The 16766-nt window shown below is 73.3% G+C and carries 13 protein-coding genes; 7 read left to right on the top strand and 6 right to left on the bottom strand.

Going from position 1 to position 16766, the window contains the following annotated elements:
- Nucleotides 1–117 precede the first annotated feature (117 nt).
- From HD593_RS31005 to atzF, 4 genes are read left to right on the top strand one after another with little or no spacing between them, the layout of a single operon-like run.
- On the top strand, nucleotides 118–960 hold the full coding sequence (locus HD593_RS31005) for an urea amidolyase associated protein UAAP1 (RefSeq protein WP_185105523.1): 843 nt from the start codon (nucleotides 118–120) through the stop codon (nucleotides 958–960).
- Nucleotides 957–1583, top strand: coding sequence for an urea amidolyase associated protein UAAP2 (locus tag HD593_RS31000; RefSeq protein ID WP_221525077.1), 627 nt, complete (start codon nucleotides 957–959; stop codon nucleotides 1581–1583). Before HD593_RS31005 ends, HD593_RS31000 begins: the two co-directional genes overlap by 4 nt.
- The gene (gene uca / locus HD593_RS30995; RefSeq protein WP_185105521.1) at nucleotides 1576–5163 is read left to right on the top strand and encodes an urea carboxylase; all 3588 of its coding nucleotides are present in this window, start codon (nucleotides 1576–1578) and stop codon (nucleotides 5161–5163) included. Before HD593_RS31000 ends, uca begins: the two co-directional genes overlap by 8 nt.
- Entirely contained in the window at nucleotides 5160–7037 is a 1878-nt protein-coding gene (gene atzF / locus HD593_RS30990) for an allophanate hydrolase (RefSeq protein WP_185105520.1), read from the top strand. Before uca ends, atzF begins: the two co-directional genes overlap by 4 nt.
- Before the next feature lie 45 nt (nucleotides 7038–7082).
- Here atzF and HD593_RS30985 read toward each other — a convergent pair whose 3' ends face one another.
- Nucleotides 7083–7694, bottom strand: a complete 612-nt coding sequence (locus HD593_RS30985; RefSeq protein ID WP_221525076.1) for a TetR/AcrR family transcriptional regulator — start codon at nucleotides 7692–7694, stop codon at nucleotides 7083–7085.
- A gap of 97 nt (nucleotides 7695–7791) precedes the next feature.
- On the opposite strand from HD593_RS30985, the gene HD593_RS30980 reads away from it, so the two are divergent.
- The gene (locus HD593_RS30980; RefSeq protein ID WP_312903826.1) at nucleotides 7792–8532 is read left to right on the top strand and encodes a CPBP family glutamic-type intramembrane protease; all 741 of its coding nucleotides are present in this window, start codon (nucleotides 7792–7794) and stop codon (nucleotides 8530–8532) included.
- 78 nt (nucleotides 8533–8610) lie between these two features.
- On the opposite strand, the gene HD593_RS30975 is transcribed toward HD593_RS30980, so the two are convergent.
- Nucleotides 8611–10020: an MFS transporter gene (locus tag HD593_RS30975; RefSeq protein ID WP_185105519.1), complete on the bottom strand. Its 1410-nt coding sequence runs from the start codon at nucleotides 10018–10020 to the stop codon at nucleotides 8611–8613.
- A 130-nt stretch (nucleotides 10021–10150) separates the two neighbouring features.
- Here HD593_RS30975 and HD593_RS64575 point away from each other — a divergent pair, with 130 nt between their 5' ends.
- Nucleotides 10151–11422 (top strand): molybdopterin molybdotransferase MoeA, encoded by a 1272-nt coding sequence (locus HD593_RS64575; protein ID WP_185105518.1) that lies wholly within the window; start codon nucleotides 10151–10153, stop codon nucleotides 11420–11422.
- Between the two features lie 218 nt (nucleotides 11423–11640).
- Here HD593_RS64575 and HD593_RS30965 read toward each other — a convergent pair whose 3' ends face one another.
- The 4 genes from HD593_RS30965 to HD593_RS30950 are packed head-to-tail and all read right to left on the bottom strand — an operon-like array spanning nucleotide 11641 to nucleotide 15504.
- On the bottom strand, nucleotides 11641–12474 hold the full coding sequence (locus tag HD593_RS30965; protein WP_185105517.1) for a sugar phosphate isomerase/epimerase family protein: 834 nt from the start codon (nucleotides 12472–12474) through the stop codon (nucleotides 11641–11643).
- Nucleotides 12471–13307: a carbohydrate ABC transporter permease gene (locus HD593_RS30960; protein ID WP_185105516.1), complete on the bottom strand. Its 837-nt coding sequence runs from the start codon at nucleotides 13305–13307 to the stop codon at nucleotides 12471–12473. The genes HD593_RS30965 and HD593_RS30960 overlap by 4 nt, the downstream gene beginning before the upstream one ends.
- Nucleotides 13301–14188: a carbohydrate ABC transporter permease gene (locus HD593_RS30955; protein WP_312903824.1), complete on the bottom strand. Its 888-nt coding sequence runs from the start codon at nucleotides 14186–14188 to the stop codon at nucleotides 13301–13303. Before HD593_RS30955 ends, HD593_RS30960 begins: the two co-directional genes overlap by 7 nt.
- Nucleotides 14189–14190: 2 nt before the next feature.
- Entirely contained in the window at nucleotides 14191–15504 is a 1314-nt protein-coding gene (locus HD593_RS30950) for an ABC transporter substrate-binding protein (RefSeq protein WP_185105514.1), read from the bottom strand.
- Nucleotides 15505–15762: 258 nt separating this feature from the next.
- Here HD593_RS30950 and HD593_RS30945 point away from each other — a divergent pair, with 258 nt between their 5' ends.
- A complete protein-coding gene (locus HD593_RS30945; protein ID WP_185105513.1) occupies nucleotides 15763–16764 on the top strand; it encodes an SIS domain-containing protein in 1002 nt (333 codons plus the stop codon).
- The last annotated feature ends 2 nt before the right edge of the window (nucleotides 16765–16766 follow it).

Raw genomic sequence — 16766 nt, 5'->3', positions numbered from 1 at the left:
CATCGGGCGCGTTGCCCCCGTGAGCGCTGCTTAACGCGGGATTTACCCGCCTGACCCATCGGTGTTCGCGAGGCCGCCCAGCATTTCTGTCAAGCGACAGATATTTCGAGGAGCGTCGTGACCACACTCCAGAACGGCACCGCCACCACCGCAGGTGCGCGCGCCCACGCCCGGGCCCAGGAGGGCACCGCCGTCCACACCGCGCCGGCCGTGCCGGCCTCGCGGTGGGCGGATCCGCCGGAAGGGATCGCCGCGGGCGACCTCGTCTGGGCGGACCGCGTCCCCGCCGGCGGCTACGCCCACCGCGTGCTCGCGGCCGGCACCGCGATCCGGCTCACCGACCCCGACGGCGACGCCTGCGCGTCGCTGCTGCTGTTCCACGCCGGCATGCCGTGGGAGCGGCTGAACGTCGCCGACACGGTCAAGGTGCAGTGGCAGGTGTACGCCGGGGCGTCGTACCTGCTGCTCAGCGACCAGGCCCGCGTCCTGGCGACCGTGCTCACGGACGGCTCGGGCAGGCACGACACCCTGTACGGCACCTCCACCCGCGCCAGGAACGAGCGCCGCTACGGCGACGGCTCACCCCAGGGCCCCAGCCCCGCCGGACGGGAGCTGCTCGCCCTCGCCGGCGCGAAGAACGGCCTGGAACGGCGGGACCTGCCCCCGTCGATCTCCTTCTTCCAGGGCGTGCGCATCGACGCCGACGGACGGCCGGAGTGGCAGGGCTCGGCCGGCGCCGGCACCAGCGTCACCCTGCGCACCGAGCTCCCGGTCGTCGTCCTCCTCGCGAACGCCGCCCACCCGCTCGACCCGCGCGCCGACTACGCCGTCACCCCGCTGGAGATCCTCGCCTGGCGGGACCGCGTGACGGCGCCGGGCGACCCCCAGTGGAGCGCCACGCCCGAGGGCCGGCGCGCCTTCGAGAACACCGCCGACCACCGGAAGGGCAGGGCACTGTGAACACCGACGCGTTCGGGGCCGAGCTGCACCGGGAGACCGTCCCGCCCCGCGCCCCCTGGTCCCGGGTGCTCCGGCGCGGGCAGGTGCTGGCCATCGTGGACCTCGACGGCAACCAGGCCGTCGACTTCCTCGCCTACGACGCCCAGCGGACCTGGCGCGCCTACAGCGCCCAGGCGACGCTGCAGGAACAGGAGACGATCTTCCTCACCACCGGCAGCGTGCTGCGCGACAACGAGTCCGAGCCGCTGCTGACCGTGGTCGCCGACGACGTCGGCCGGCACGACACCCTGGGCGGCGCCTGCTCCCGCGAGTCCAACACCCTGCGCTACGGCCACCACACCTACGCGCAGCACGCCTGCGCCGACAACTTCCTCGCCGAGCTCTCCAGGTACGGCATGGGCAAGCGCGACCAGGTCTCCAACGTCAACTGGTTCATGAACGTGCCCGTCGACCCCGACGGCGCGCTCGGCATCGTGGACGGCATCTCGGCCCCCGGGCTGTCACTCGCGCTCCGCGCCGAGAAGGACACCCTCGTCGTCGTCTCCAACTGCCCCCAGATCAACAACCCCTGCAACGGCTTCGACCCCAGCCGCGCCCGGATGGTGGTGTACGCCGGTGCCTGAACCGAGGAGACTTCCCGGCACGCTGCTGATCGCCAACCGCGGCGAGATCGCCTGCCGGATCATCCGCACCGCCAGGCGGCTCGGTCTGCGCACGGTCGCGGTGTTCTCCGAGATCGACCGCGCCGCCGCGCACGTCCGGCTCGCCGACGAGGCCGTCCTGCTGGGCCCGGCCCCGCCCGCGCAGTCCTATCTCGACGCGGAGGCGGTGCTCCGCGCCGCCAAGGAGAGCGGCGCGGACGCGATCCACCCGGGCTACGGCTTCCTGGCCGAGGACGCCGCGTTCGCCGAGCTCGTCGAGGGCGCCGGCCTGGCGTTCGTCGGCCCCACGCCCGCCCACCTGCGCACCTTCGGCGACAAGCACACCGCCCGCGAGGTGGCGGTCGCGGCGGGGGTGCCCGTCTTCCCCGGCACCGGCCTGCTGGCGGACGCCGATCACGCGGTGGCCGAGGTGGCGGCCATCGGCTACCCCGTCATGCTCAAGGCCACCGGCGGGGGCGGCGGCATCGGCATGACGGTGTGCCGCACCCCGGAGGAGCTGCGGGCCGCCTACGACCGGGTGACCGGCCTCGCGCTGCGCAGCTTCGGCTCCGCCGGCGTCTTCGCCGAGCGGTACGTCGAGCGCGCCCGCCACGTCGAGGTGCAGCTCTTCGGCGACGGCGCGGGCGGCGTCGTCACCCTCGGCGACCGCGACTGCTCGTTGCAGCGGCGCAACCAGAAGGTCGTGGAGGAGGCGCCCGCGCCCGCCCTGCCAGGCCACGTGCGCGAGCGGCTGCACCGCACCTCGCGCGACCTGGCCGCGTCCATCCGCTACCGCTCCGCCGGCACGGTCGAGTTCGTCTACGACGCCGAACGCGAGGAGCTGTCCTTCCTGGAGGTCAACGCCCGCCTCCAGGTCGAGCACCCCGTCACCGAGCAGGTGACCGGCGTCGACCTCGTCGCGTGGATGCTGCGCCTGGCAGGCGGCGACGACTCCTTCCTCGCGCCGCACCTCGCGACCGGCGCCGTACCGGTGTCCGGGCACGCCGTCGAGGCGCGCGTGTACGCCGAGGACCCGGCCGCCGGCTTCCGCCCGAGCGCCGGCGTGCTGACCCGGGTGGAGCTGCCGTCAGGGGACGGCATCCGGGTGGACGGCTGGGCCGTGACCGGCACCGAGGTGTCCACCGCCTACGACCCGATGCTCGCCAAGGTGATCGCCACCGGCGGCAGCCGCGAGGAGGCCCTGGACCGCCTCGGGCGGGCCCTGGCCACCACCCGGGCCGATGGGATCGAGGTCAACCTCGGCCTGCTGCGGGCCGCGGTCGAGATCCCGGAGTTCAGGGCCGCCACGCACACCACCGCCACCCTCGCCGGAGCCGGCGATCCCGAGCCGCGGATCACCGTCGTGCGCGCCGGCCTGATGACCACCGTCCAGGACGCCGAAGGACGCGTCGGCTACTGGCAGGTCGGGGTGCCGCCGAGCGGGGCCATGGACGACCGCTCGCTGCGGCTGGCCAACCTCGCGCTCGGCAACGACGAGAACGCGGCCGGCCTGGAGTGCACCGCGAGCGGCCCCGCCCTGGAGGTCAGCCACGACACGCTGGTGTGCGTCACCGGGGCGCCCGCGACGGTCACCGTCAACGGCGCGCCCGTCCCGATGTGGGAGCCGGTACAGGTGCCGGCCGGGGCCACCCTGCACGTGGGCGACGCCACCGCCGGGCTGCGCAGCTACATCGCCTTCGCCGGCGGGCTGGACGTGCCGCCGTACCTGGGCAGCGCGGCCACCTTCACCCTGGGCCGCTTCGGCGGCCACGGCGGCCGCGCCCTGCGCCCCGGCGACGTCCTCCGCGCCGGCCCCTCGGCCGGGACGCCATCAGGGCCTGTCCCCACCGAGCGCCGCCCCCGTTTCGGCCATCACTGGGAGGTCGGTGTCACGGAGGGCCCGCACGCCGCGCCCGAGTTCTTCACCCGGGACGACCTCACCCAGCTCTACACCACCCGCTACACCGTGCACTTCAACTCGGCACGCACCGGCGTCCGCCTGATCGGCCCCAAACCGGCCTGGGCGCGGCGCGACGGCGGCGAGGCCGGCCTGCACCCCTCCAACATCCACGACACGCCGTACTCGGTCGGCGCCCTGGACTTCACCGGCGACACCCCGATCCTGCTCGGCCCCGACGGCCCCAGCCTCGGCGGCTTCGTCTGCCCGGTCACGGTGGTGTCGGGCGAGCGGTGGAAGCTGGGCCAGCTCAGGCCGGGCGACACGGTCACGTTCGTCCCGGTACGGGCGGCCGAATCCGTGCCGCCGCGCTCCCTCGACCTGCCCGTACTCGTGCCGGGCGGCGACCTCGACGACGGCGTGCTGCGCAGGCTCGACGGGAACGACGGGCCGGCGGTGACCTACCGCAGGCAGGGCGACGACAGCGTCCTCGTGGAGTACGGCGACCTCGTGCTCGACCTCGCCCTCCGCGCCCGCGTCCACGCGCTGCACACGGCGCTGGCCGAGCTCGCCCCGGCCGGCGTGCTCGACCTGACGCCCGGCATCCGCTCCCTCCAGGTGCACGTCGACCCGCAGGTGCTGCCGGTGCGGCGCCTGCTCGGCCTGCTCGTGGAGCTGGAGGCCACGCTGCCGCGCACCGCCGACCTGGTCGTTCCGAGCCGTACGGTGAGACTGCCCCTGAGCTGGGACGACCCGGCGACCAGGGAGGCCATCGAGCGGTACATGGCCGGGGTGCGCGACGACGCGCCCTGGTGCCCGTGGAACATCGAGTTCATCCGCCGCGTCAACGGGCTCGGCAGCGTGGACGACGTCTACCGGACGGTGTTCGACGCCGAGTACCTCGTGCTCGGACTGGGTGACGTGTACCTGGGCGCTCCGGTGGCGACGCCGCTCGACCCGCGGCACCGGCTGGTCACCACGAAGTACAACCCCGCCCGTACCTGGACGGCGGAGAACTCCGTCGGAATCGGCGGCGCGTACCTGTGCATCTACGGCATGGAGGGGCCCGGCGGCTACCAGTTCGTGGGCCGTACGACCCAGGTGTGGCGCACCCATCCGGAGCCCGGGGAGGACCCGTGGCTGCTGCGGTTCTTCGACCGGATCCGCTGGTATCCGGTCTCGGCGGAGGAACTGCTCGACCTGCGGGCCGACCTGGCCGCCGGGCGGACGGGCCTCGACGTCGCCGACGGGTCGTTCTCGCTGGCCGCCCACGAGCGCTTCCTGGCGGAGAACGCCGGGTCGATCGCCGCGTTCCGGGCCAGGCAGGCGGCGGCGTTCGCGGCCGAGCGGCGGGCCTGGGAGGAGGCGGGGGAGTTCACCCGCGCCGAGCAGGCGGCGGCCGCCGGGCCGGTCGCGCCCGCCGAGGTGGTCGTGCCGGAGGGCGGTGCGCGGCTGGACGCGCCGTTCGTGGCGAACGTGTGGAAGGTGGAGGTCGCCGTGGGCGACGTGGTCGAGGAGGGGCAGACGCTGGTGGCGCTCGAGGCCATGAAGATGGAGACGTACCTGACGGCGCCGGCGGCCGGTGTCGTGGCCGAGGTACGCGCCGCCGCGGGCACCCAGGTCGCCCCCGGTGACTGCCTCGTCGTGCTGGGACCGCACGCATGAGCACCACCGGGACGCCGCGCGGGAACGCCCCCGACTCGCGCGGCGGGAACGCCCGCGAGGGGCTGGCAGGGAACGGCCGTGACGCGCTGGGCGGGGATACCCCCGAGGCGCTGCACGGAGGCGCTGGTGAGGGGCCGAGCGGTGGCGGTGGTGGGCCGTTGCGTGGGAACGCTCGTGAGGTGGTGCGGGGGCGGCGGCCGGAGGTGTTCATCGCTCACCGCGACGAGGCCGACGTGCTGGCCGACCTGGCCGCGGCCGCCGGGCCGCTGGCGGGGCTCCGGCTGGCCGTGAAGAACAACGTGGACGTGGCGGGCTTCCCGACGACCGCGGCCTGCCCCGCCTTCGCGTCCGGCCCGGCGGCTGCCGACGCGCAGGCGGTGGCCCGGCTGCGGGGCGCCGGCGCGACCGTCGTCGGCGTGACGAACCTCGACCAGTTCGCGACCGGCCTGGTCGGGCAGCGCAGCCCGTACGGAGGGGTGCGGGACGCGCGCCGCCCGTCGTTCGTGTCGGGCGGTTCGAGCTCGGGCTCGGCGGTCGCGGTGGCGCTCGGCCTGGCCGACCTCGCGATCGGCACCGACACCGCCGGCTCGGGCCGGGTCCCGGCCGCGTTCCAGGGCCTCGTGGGGATCAAGCCGACCCTCGGTACGGTCTCCGTGTCCGGGGTCGTCCCGGCGTGCCGCTCGTACGACGCGGTCACGATCATGGCCAGGGACCTCGGCACCGCCGGCGCCGCGATGGCCGCCATGGCCGGCGGCCCGGGGACACGCCCCTGGCCGGCGGACGCGCCCCTGGCGGCGCCAGCGGCCGCCCGCGTGGCCGTTCCCGACGAGCTGCCCGCCATGGACCCCGGCTGGGCCGACGCCTTCGACGCCACCGTGGAGCGGCTGCGGGAGGCGGGAGCCGTGGTCGAGCCGGTCCGGATCGAGCCGTTCCTGGCCGCCGCCCGGCTGCTCTACGACGGCGCGCTCGTCGCGGAGCGGCACGCCGCCGTCGGCGCGTTCGTGGACGCCCATCCCGGCGACGTCGATCCCACGGTCGGCGCGATCATCAGCCGCGCGGGGAAGGTGTCCGCGTCGAGCCTGGTACGCGACGTCGCACGCCTGGAACTGCTGCGCCAGGAGTGCCTGGGCCTGCTCGGCGGCTTCGACGCGCTGCTCGTGCCGACGGCGCCCTGCCATCCCACGGTGGCCGAGGTCGCCGCCGAGCCGGTGGCGGTCAACTCGCGCGTCGGCACGTACACGAACTTCTGCAACCTGTTCGACCTGTGCGCGGTCGCGGTCCCGGCCGGCACCGTGGACGAGGGCCCCGGCCGGGGGATCGCCCAGTTCGGGGTGACCGTCCTGGCCCGCCCGTTCCACGACGCGGTGGCGCTCGACCTGGCCCGCCTGGTCGCCGTCCAGCCGGAGCCTCCCGCGGAGTCCGCCGGCGGCGCCCCGCCCCTTCCGGACGGCCCGCTGCCGTGGCCGGCGGCGATCGCGGACGGCGGCGTCCGGGCCGTCGAGCTCTTCGTGGCCGGCGCGCACCTGGCCGGCCAGCCGCTGGAGTACGAGCTGCGGGACCTCGGCGCCCGCTGGGACCGCCCCGCGCGGACCTCCGCCGCCTACGCCCTCCACGCGCTCGGCACCGTGCCGGCCAAGCCGGGACTGGTGAGGGTGGGAGCAGGCGGAGCGGCCGTGGAGGGCGAGGTCTGGCTGGTGTCCGAGGGCGCGCTCGGCCGTTTCCTGGCGAACCTGCCCGCGCCCATGACGCTGGGCCGGGTCGAGCTCTCCGACGGCCGCTGGGCGGTGGGGTTCGGCTGCACGCAGGAGGCGGCGTCCGCGGGCGAGGACATCACGAAGTACGGCGGCTGGCGGGCCTGGCTGTCGAGCCGCTGACAGCGCGGCCGCCCGAGCCGCCTGCCCCGGGGGCTGAGGAAGCGTTCACCTGCCCGGGGAGAGGGCCCGATGCCAGAGGTCGATCACGGCGTCCAGGTGCGCGGCGGTGTCGCGGCCGGCGGGCGGGTCGAGCAGGGCGCCGTGCAGCTGCGCCTCGATGCCCTGAACGGCCAGCAGCGCGCTGATCCCGGGCTCGGGGCCGCCGGCCCCGAGCCTGCGCAGCTCGCCGGCCAGCGCGACGGCGATCCGCTGCTCGGCCTGCCGGAAGCGGGCGACCAGCCCGGGCGTGCGGGGCGCCTGGTCGAACAGCAGCCGGTGCAGCGCGGGCCGGTCGGTGTGCAGGTCGGCCACGCACCCCACCAGGCCGGTGAGCAGCTCGGGCAGGGACGGCCGCTGCTCCGCGGCGCGGGCGAAGACCCGGGCGACCTGCTCGCCGCTCTCAGCCAGGTAGTGCTCGGCCAGCGCCACCAGCAGGGAGTCCTTGTTCGGGAAGTACTGGTAGAGCGATCCGATCGACACCCCGGCACGTTCGGCGATCTTGTTGGTGGTGGTGCCGGCGTAGCCGTACCGCTGGAAAAGCTGAGCAGCCGCCTCCAGGATCGCCGCCACCGTCTCGCGGGACCGCTGCTGGCGGGGCTGTTTACGGGGTGTGAGCACGAGCCTCCGATGCGAGTACCGAAAACTGAGGATAGCTCGCATCATTGAACGGCGGGCTGATCGCCCCGCCTCCCCTCTCCAGAACGGAAACGTGTTCGTGCTGCCCGAACTCCTGGCCTACGGCGCCCGGATCCTGCCCGGCCTGCTCCTGATCGGCGGCTGCTTCGCGCTGGCACGGGCCGAGCGTGATCCGCTGCTGCGCATCGTGACGCTGGTCCTCGGCTTCATCCTGATCAGGGACGCGATGACGCCGCTCGGCTTCTGGCGGCTGGGGGTCGCGGGAGGGGTTCCGTGGCTGCGCTTCACCGGACAGCAGGGGATCCTGCTGCTGTTCGGTCTCGGCACGGTGCTGCTGACCGCGGGCCTGCTGCGTGCGGACGCCGGGCTGCGGTCCCTGGTGCGCTGGGGCCGGTTCGGTCCCGCCGCGGCCGGGTGGGGCGCCGGCGGCGGGGTGCTGGCCGCCGCGCCGGTGCTGCTGCTGTCGCTGCCGACACCGCAGGACGGGCGCGGCGGGGCCGTCGCCGTCACGCTGCTGCCGGTGCTGCTGCTGTTCGCCCTGGCCGGGAACCTGGCCGAGGAGGTGCTGTTCCGGGGGTTCCTGCAGGGGTGGCTGGAGCAGCGGGCCGGTGCCGTGCGCGCGGCGCTGCTGTCGGCGGCGCTGTTCGCCGCCTGCCACGTCTTCCTGGCCTCGACCGTCACGGCCGCCGGCTGGCCGCTGCTGCTCTTCACCCTGTACGAGGGCCTGATCTGCGCCTTCCTGCGCCTGCGGAGCGGGGTCATCGCCGCCGCCCTGGCGCACGGGACCGCGATCTTCCTGCTCGCGTCCGCCCTGATCTGAGCGGCCACCCGGCGCCGGCACGAGCGCGCCCCGGCTCCCGCCCATGGGAGCCGGGGCGCGCTCGTGATCCTCCACGGGTCAGCCCCGGGAACCGGTGAGCTCGCCGGTGCGGGTGCGCAGGGTCGCCGCGGCGATCAGCGCGCCCGCCAGGGCGATGCCGGCGGCTCCGACGAAGGCGGCGGAGAAGCCGTCGGTCAGCGCGGGCAGGTCGCCCAGTTGCGCGGCCCCGTTGGCGGCGGCCACGGCGGTCATCGCGGCCAGGCCGAGTGCGGAGCCGACCTGGTAGCTGGTGTTGACGATGCCCGAGGCCAGGCCGCCTTCCTCCGGGCGGGCGGAGGAGATGGCGGTGCCGAGGGAGGGGATGAAGGCCAGCGACATGCCGAGGGCGGCGACGAGGCCGGCGGGCAGGACGTCGGTGGCGAAGCTGCCGTCCGGGCTGATCAGTGAGAGCCAGGCCATGCCGGCGGTGAGCAGGACGAGGCCGGTGACGGTGGTGGTCTTGGGGCCGAAGCGGCCGATGGCCCGCGGCGCCACGACGATCATGCCGATCATGATGAGCACGGTCATCGGGACCAGGGCGGCGCCGCTGGGGAAGGCGCTGTAGCCGAGGACCTGCTGCAGGTAGAGGTTGAGGAAGAACCACATCGGGATCCACGCGCCGCCCAGCAGGAGCTGCGTCAGGTTGGCGGCGGCCAGGTTCGGGGTGCGGAAGATGGACAGGCGCATCAGCGGCTCCCGGCGGCGGGCCTGGACGGCGACGAACGCGGCCAGCAGCAGGACGGCGACGGCGAGCGTGATCCACGTCTGGGCGGAGGCCCAGCCCGCCTCGGGTGCGCGGACGATGGCGTAGACGGCGGTGCCGAGGCCGAGGGTGACGGTCAGCGTGCCGAGAACGTCGATGGAGCCGCGCCGGGCCGGGGCGGCGGGCATCAGCGAGCCGGTGGCGGCCAGCGCGACGAGCGCGATGGGGATGTTGATGTAGAAGACCCAGGGCCAGCTCAGGTACTCGGTGATGACGCCGCCGAGGAACACGCCTGCGGTGCCGCCCGCGGGCGCGGCGGCGCCGTACAGGGCCAGGGCCCTGGTCAGCTCCCTGGGGTCGTGGCCGAACAACATCATCAGCAGGGTGAGCGCGGACGGCGCGATCAACGCGGCGCCCACCCCCTGGACGGCGCGGCCGGTCAGCTCGACCCACACCTCCGGTGCGATGCCGGCCAGGAGCGAGCCGGCGAGCAGGACGAGCCAGCCGGCGCTGAAGAGCCGGCGCGCGCCGAACAGGTCCGACAGGCGCCCGCCCAGCAGGAGCAGGCCGCCGAAGGCGACGACGTAGGCGTTGAACACCCAGGACAGGTTCTCCTGGGAGAAACCGAGGTCCTGCTGGATGCGGGGCAGGGCCACGCCGATGATCGACGTGTCCATGATCACGATGAACTGGGCCGTGGCGATCAGGGCCAGCGCGGCCCAGCGCCGGGGGGATGGTGCGGACATGGTGCTCTCCAAGGTGCTTGGTACCCCTATGGGGTATGTTGGGCGGGAGTTAATCAATACCAGTGGGGGGTATATGTCAAGCCCGGGTCGCCGAGTTGCGGCCGGTGCGCCGGGGATGGGAACGTGAGGCGTGGTCACGGCAGCCGATCAGGAAACCCGCAGGGACGTCGCGTGGGCGGAGGCGAGGCGGTTCGCGCACGAGGCGGCCTCGCCGGCGCCGCCCGTGCGGGTGGCGCTCGGCCGCGCGGCGGGGCTGACGCTCGCGCAGGACCTCGTCGTGGCGACGCCGCTGCCGGCCTTCGACACCTCGGCGATGGACGGGTTCGCCGTGTCGGGCCCCGGGCCGTGGACGATCGCCGGCAGCGCCCGGCCCGGCAGGCCGTGGACGGGTGGCTCGCTGGCGGCCGGGCAGGCGGTGGAGATCTCGACCGGCGCCGTCGTCCCGCCGGGGACCTGGGCGGTGCTGCCGGTCGAGTCGGCCGCCGTCCGCGACGACCGCGTCGCGCTTGCCGGCGAGCCGGCCGTCACCCGTGACGGCACGGATGCTGTTCCCGGCGAGCCGGCCGCTGCTCGTGACGGCGGGTTTGCTGTTCCCGGTCTGGCGCGTGGCAAGCACATTCGTTACACCGGGGAGGACGCGCCCGCCGGTGCGTGTCTCGCGCCTGCCGGTACCCCGGTGGGCCCGCCGCTGCTGGGGCTGGCCGCCACCTGCGGATACGACGAGCTGCTCGTCCGCCGCGCGCCCGCCGTCGTGGCGATCGTCACCGGGGACGAGCTGGCCACGAACGGCCTGCCCGGGCCCGGACGGGTGCGCGACGCGCTCGGCCCGCTGCTGCCGTCACTGATCGCCGAGCTCGGTGGCCGCCTCGACGGTCTCGTTCACGTGCCGGACCAGCCCGTCGCCGCGCTGGCGGAGGCGGTGGAGTCGGCCGCCGGCGCCGACGTGGTGGTGGTCACCGGATCGACGTCGGTCGGCGTCACCGACGGGCTGCGCCGCCTGCTCGCCGAACGCGACGCCCGCTGGATCGTCGACTCGGTCGCCTGCCGGCCGGGCCACCCCGCCCTGCTCGCCCGGCCGCGCGGCGGCCCGTACGTCGTCGGCCTGCCCGGCAACCCGTTCGCCGCGCTGACCGCCGCGCACACCCTGCTCGGCCCGCTCCTCGCCGGGCTGTCCGGCCGTGCGCTCGATGACCTCCCCCAGGCCCCGCTGCTCTCCCGGATCGTGGTGCCCGCCGGCCGCACCCGCATCGTCCCCGTCGTCTGGGACGGTCCCGGCGTGCGGGCCGTCGGCGGCGACCGCCCGGCGTTCCTGAACGGCGCGGCCCTCGCGGACGCCCTCGCGGCGATCCCGCCCGCCCACGAGTCCGGCGAACCGGTACCGCTGCTCCTCCTCCGCCGTTGAGCGCCGTCCCTCGCTCCCGTCGCCCCGACCGCCCCACGCCAGGTGGGCATCGGATGGTAAAAGCCTCCCCCGTGGTTCCGCCTGATGTGCTCAGGAGGCCGGGGGCGTGAAGAGGGGGCGTGATGTGCTCGAAGAGGGTGTGCGTGCGGCAGGCCCCGCCTCCAGAGGGCGTAGTGGCCGGTCGGGCAGAGTCGTCACGGACGATGCGGGCTCGGCCACTACGCCCTCACGTGTTCCCGGCAGGCCTCCAGGCAACGCTCCACGGCGGCCCGCGGCGCCATCGCGTACGTCCCGTCCCCGAACAGCTCGAACGTCATGAGCCCCCGATACCCCCGCCGATCCAGCGCCTCCAGGTAACCGGCCAGCGGCAGCTCCCCGTCGCCCCATGCCAGGTGTCCGGCGGGCCGGCCGTCGATGAGGTGCACGTGCCGTACGCGGTCGCCGAGGGCGTCGAAGTAGTCGTCCACGCTCTCGCCGGCCACGGCCATGGCCACGGTGTCGAGCACGGCGCCCAGGTTCGGCGCGCCGATCTCGCCGATCATCGCGGCCAGCGCCCGGGAGTCGTTGACCAGGTTCGACTCGACGCGTTGCAGCGCCTCCAGCACGCACGTCACGCCGAGGGTCCCGGCGTACGCGGTGATCTCGCCGACCGCGTCGGCCGAGCGGCGCCAGGCGGCCGCCACCGGCTCGTCCTCGAAGCCGCGTCCCGGCGTGAGCAGCAGCAGCCCGGCCCCGAGCTCGGCGCAGAGCTCGGCGGCGCGGCGGAACATCGCCACGCTGCGCGCCCGCAGCCCGGTGTCGGGGGAGGCCAGGTTGACCGGGTACATCACCTGCTCGGGCGTGAGGCACGCGACCGTCAGGCCGCGCGACTCGGCGCGGCGGCGGACGGCGCGCGCCCCGGCGTCGCTCAGCTCCGGGACGTGGAGCTGCGGGGCGATGCCCCACAACTCGAGGCGTTCCCGGCCGAGCCCGGCCATGTCGTCGAGGAAACGGTCGAACGGCAGGTGCTGGTAGGCGAAGTTCGATCCGGTGAAGCGGGTGAGCTCGATCATTTTCCGATCCCGTCTGCGAGGCCCTTGACGATGTGGCGCTGGCCGAGGAAGAACAGCAGCACCACCGGCAGCGCGGCGATCACCATCCCGGCGAACACCACGGGGTAGTCGGTGCCGTGCTTGCTCATCAGGCTCGTCAGCCCGACGGGCAGGGTCTGCACGCCGGAGCCGCTGGTGAAGATCATCGCGAACAGGTACTCGTTCCAGGTGAACAGGATGTGCAGCAGCACCGTCGAGGTGAGGATGGGCTTGCACATCGGCAGGATGATCCGCCAGAACGCCGTCCACCGGCCCGCGCCGTCCATCTCGGCGGCCTCGTCCACCTCGCGCGGCAGGTCGATCATGTACGCCCTGATGAGGAACGTGGTGAACGGGATGCGGAAGGCGGTGTAGAGGATGAGCAGCGCCCAGAACGTGTTGTACAGCCCCATCGCCTGGAACAGCTTCACCAGCGGCACCAGCGCCACGGTCGGCGCGAGCATCAGCCCGCCGAGAATGGCCGCCGTGAGCGTCCTGTTCAGCGGGATGTCCACGCGCGTCAGCCCGTAGGCCGCCCACGCGCTGATGAACACGGTGGCGACGGTCGAGGTCACCGTCACCAGCACGCTGGTGGTGAGGTAGCCGCTGACACCGCGGTTCCACGCCTTGGCGTAGTTGCCGAAGCTCCAGTCCAGCGGCAGCGCGAACGGGTCGCCGAACAGCTCGGCGTTGGTCTTGAACCCGTTGAGCGTCATCCACAGCAGCGGGTAGAGCACCACCACGGCCAGCGCCAGCAGGAACGCCCACATGAACACGCGGGCGATCACCCCGAGGAAGCTCAGGCGCGTCACCATTCCACCCTTCTCCTGCGGGTGACCCAGAGCTGCGCCACCGCCACGCCGAGCGTGATCACGAACAGCACGGTCGCGATCGCGGCGGCGTACCCGAAGTTGTTGCGCACGAACCCGCTGCGGTACAGCCAGGTCCCCAGCACCTGCGTCGAGTTGTCGGGCCCGCCCGCCGTCATCACCATGACCTCGTTGAACACCTGGAACGCGCCCGACAGCGTGACGATCGCCATCAGCCCGGTCATCTCCCGCACGAGCGGCACCGTGATCCGGAAGAAGCGGCCGGCCGCGCCGACGCCGTCGATGGCGGCGGCGCCGTAGATCTCGGCCGGGATGCGCTGGATCGCCACCGCGAACAGCAGCGTCGAGTAGCCGAAGCCCTGCCACTGGCTCATCGCGATGATCGCCGACATGGCGGTGCTCTCCTGCCCCAGCCACGCCTGGGCGAGGTCGCCGAGCCCGGCCGCCCGCAACGCGTGGTTGAGCGGGCCGAGGTTCGGCTCGTAGATGAAGTAGAACAGCAGGCCCGCGACGGTCAGCGAGATCGCCGACGGGATGAAGTAGATCGCCCGCAGCGCGCGCTGCAACCGCTCGCTCCGCACGCCCTCGATGAGCGCGGCCAGCAGGAGCGCGCCGAACACCTGGAAGACGATGGAGACCACCGCGTACAGCGCGTTGTTGCCCAGCGACGACCAGAAGACCGGGTCCCCGGCCAGCTTGGCGTAGTTGTCCAGGCCGGCGTACTCCTGCTCGCCGCTGTAGATGTCCCACTTCAGCGTGCTGAACTGCAGGTTCTGCACGAGGGGGAGGTAGACGAACACTCCGACCAGCACGAGCGCGGGGACGACCCACGCGAGCCCGAGCGTCCTTCGCAGGGTGGCGCGCACGGCTACTTGGCCGACTCGGAGGCCTGACGCACGCTTTCGAGCACCTGCTCGGCCGTCTTCCCGCCGCTGATCAGGGCCTCGCCGCCGGCCAGCCACGCGTCGGCCACCTCGGGGACGGTGACGGTGTCGAGCCAGATCGCCAGCTTGGGCGCCTGGTTGACGAGCTGGACACCCTCGTGGACGGCCTTGCTGGAGGTCTGCTCCGTGACCGCGCCGACGACGGTGCTCGGCTGCCCGTACGGCGGCGCCGACAGCGTCTTGGCGTTCTCCAGGCTGGTGGCGAACTTCATGAAGTCCACCGCCAGAGCGACCCTGGGCGACTTGGCGTTGATCAGGTACCCCTCCGGCGAGCCCTCCAGCACCGTGGCGTCGCCGGGCGCGCTCGCCGGCACCGGGAGCTGGAAGATGCCGAAGTCGTCCGGCTTCACCTTGGCCGACGTGGCGTTGTCGAACTCGAGGATCTCCTGGTAGTACATGGCGGCCTTGCCGTTGGCGAACGCCTCCTGGGCGGAGCTGTAGAGCACGCCGTTGGTGCCGCCCTTGGTGTCGGTGCACTGGTCGACCAGGGTCTTGAACTGGTTGAGCGCGGTGACGTAGCCGGGGTCGGCGAGCTTGGCGGTGGCCGGGTCGAAGTCGGCCTGCAGCGTGGCGTCCGGCACGTTGTAGGCGAAGAGCTGCTGCAGGTAGTGCAGGGCCGGCCAGCCGTCCTTGTTGCCGAAGGCGATGGGCTCGTACCCGGCCTCGCGCAGCGGCCCGCAGGCGGCGATCAGCTCCTCGAACGTCTTCGGCACGGCGACGCCCGCCTTGCCGAAGGCGCTCTTGCTGTAGCCCATGAACTTGCCGTTGCCGTACAGCGGGATCCCGTAGTTCCTGCCGTCGCGGGCGAAAGCGGCCAGCGAGCCGGGGCTGAACGTCTTGCCCCACGCGGTGTCCGGGCCGATCACCGCGGTCAGGTCGGCCGCCCGGCCGCCGCGGATGTAGTTGTCGGCCCAGTTCCCGGTCCAGGTGAAGTAGATGTCGGGCAGCGCGTCGGAGGCGGTGAGCGTCTTGAGCTTGTCCTTGACGCTCTGGTCGGTCTCCTGGATCAGCTCGAACTTCACCTGCGGGTGCTGCTTGGTGTACGCGGCGGCGAGGTTCTCGAAGTAGGGGCCCGTGGGGTCGCCGGCGAACTTGGTGAGGATGCTCAGCGTGCCGGAGAACTCCGGCGCGGCGGTGGCGTCGGCCTTGGGGGCCTGGGTCGTGCCGCCGCCTGAGCAGGCGGCCAGCGTGAGTGTCCCGAGGAGTGCCGCGAACGTCGGCAGGGCGCGAGGGCGCATGGGCTTCCTTTCTCCACCGGTGCGTGGTGTTGGCCGACCATACAGCTCGTCTGATACCGGTACCAGACCCGTTCACCAAGATCTTTCTTTCGTTAACCTGGCGTGACCTGATAAGCGGCGATGTAGCTGCAGCTCAGGGAGGTGTTTTCAAGACCGGCGGTTGACGCCGCGTGGTGGCCTGTGCCAACGTGACCCCCGCGTGATACCGGTATCAGGTCCCGATCAGGCGGGCGCCGGATTCTGCGAAAGGATGCGACGATGCTCGGATTCGACGAGCCGGAATTTCTCTCCCAGGCGGCGAGCGCGGTGGCCCTGCGCCCTCAGATCGAGGAGCTGGTCGACCGGCTCGTGGACGCGGGCTTCGACACCCTGCTCCTGGTCGGGGCCGGCGGCACGTACGCGCAGATGTGGCCGTACGAGCACCTCGCCCGGCGGGCCTCGAAGCTCGACGTGCGCGCCGTGATCGCCGCCGAGCTGATCGCCTCCGGTGACGCCCGGCTGGGGGAGCGCACGGTGGCGCTGTTCACGTCCGTGTCGGGCACGACCGACGACAGCGTGCGGGCCATCGAATACTGCAGGTCCAAGGGGGCGTACACGATCTCCTTCACCGGCCACCCCGACTCGCCCGTGGCCACGAAGGCGGACACGGCGCTCATCTCCCGGCCCAAGACCTGGCCGTTCGACTTCCAGCTCCTGCTGTTCATGGGCAGGCTGCTCGCGCGCCGCGGCGAGTTCGACGGCTACGACCGGCTCGCCGGCGAGCTGGCCGGGATCCCGCAGGCCCTCGTCGAGGTGGCCAGGCAGGCCGAGCCGGTGGCCGCCGCGTTCGCCGACGCCCACAAGGACAGCGGCTACCACTTCCTCATCGGCGGCGGCAACCTCTGGGGCTTCACCTACCTGTACTCCATGTGCATCCTCGAGGAGATGCAGTGGCTGCGCACCACCAGGGTGCACAGCGCCGAGTTCTTCCACGGCTCGCTGGAGCTGCTGGAGGAGGACACCAGCGTCATCGTCTTCCAGGGCGAGGACGAGACCCGCGCCCTGACCGACCGCGCCGAGGCCTTCGCCAGGCGCGTCTCCAAGGACGTCACCGTCTTCGACACCCGCGACTACCCGCTCGCCGGGATCAGCCCCGAGTTCCGCGGCCTGCTCGCGCCGCTCGTGCTCGACACCGTCATGAGCCGCGTCAGCAAGCACCTGGAGCGGGTCCGCGACCACTCGCTCGACCTGCGCCGCTACTACCGGGTCATGGACTACTGAGC

Origin of the sequence: Nonomuraea rubra, from assembly GCF_014207985.1 — a bacterium.
GTDB classification, from domain to species: Bacteria; Actinomycetota; Actinomycetes; order Streptosporangiales; family Streptosporangiaceae; genus Nonomuraea; species Nonomuraea rubra.
This window is presented reverse-complemented; position numbering and strand designations above follow the sequence as displayed.

Bases quoted from the DNA above. Each gene is read 5' to 3' on its own strand.
- atzF (WP_185105520.1), top strand. From the start codon at position 5,160: ATGAGCACCACCGGGACGCCGCGCGGGAACGCCCCCGACTCGCGCGGC.
- HD593_RS30975 (WP_185105519.1), bottom strand. From the start codon at position 10,020: ATGTCCGCACCATCCCCCCGGCGCTGGGCCGCGCTGGCCCTGATCGCC.
- HD593_RS30965 (WP_185105517.1), bottom strand. From the start codon at position 12,474: ATGATCGAGCTCACCCGCTTCACCGGATCGAACTTCGCCTACCAGCAC.
- HD593_RS30960 (WP_185105516.1), bottom strand. From the start codon at position 13,307: ATGGTGACGCGCCTGAGCTTCCTCGGGGTGATCGCCCGCGTGTTCATG.
- HD593_RS30950 (WP_185105514.1), bottom strand. From the start codon at position 15,504: ATGCGCCCTCGCGCCCTGCCGACGTTCGCGGCACTCCTCGGGACACTC.
- HD593_RS30945 (WP_185105513.1), top strand. From the start codon at position 15,763: ATGCTCGGATTCGACGAGCCGGAATTTCTCTCCCAGGCGGCGAGCGCG.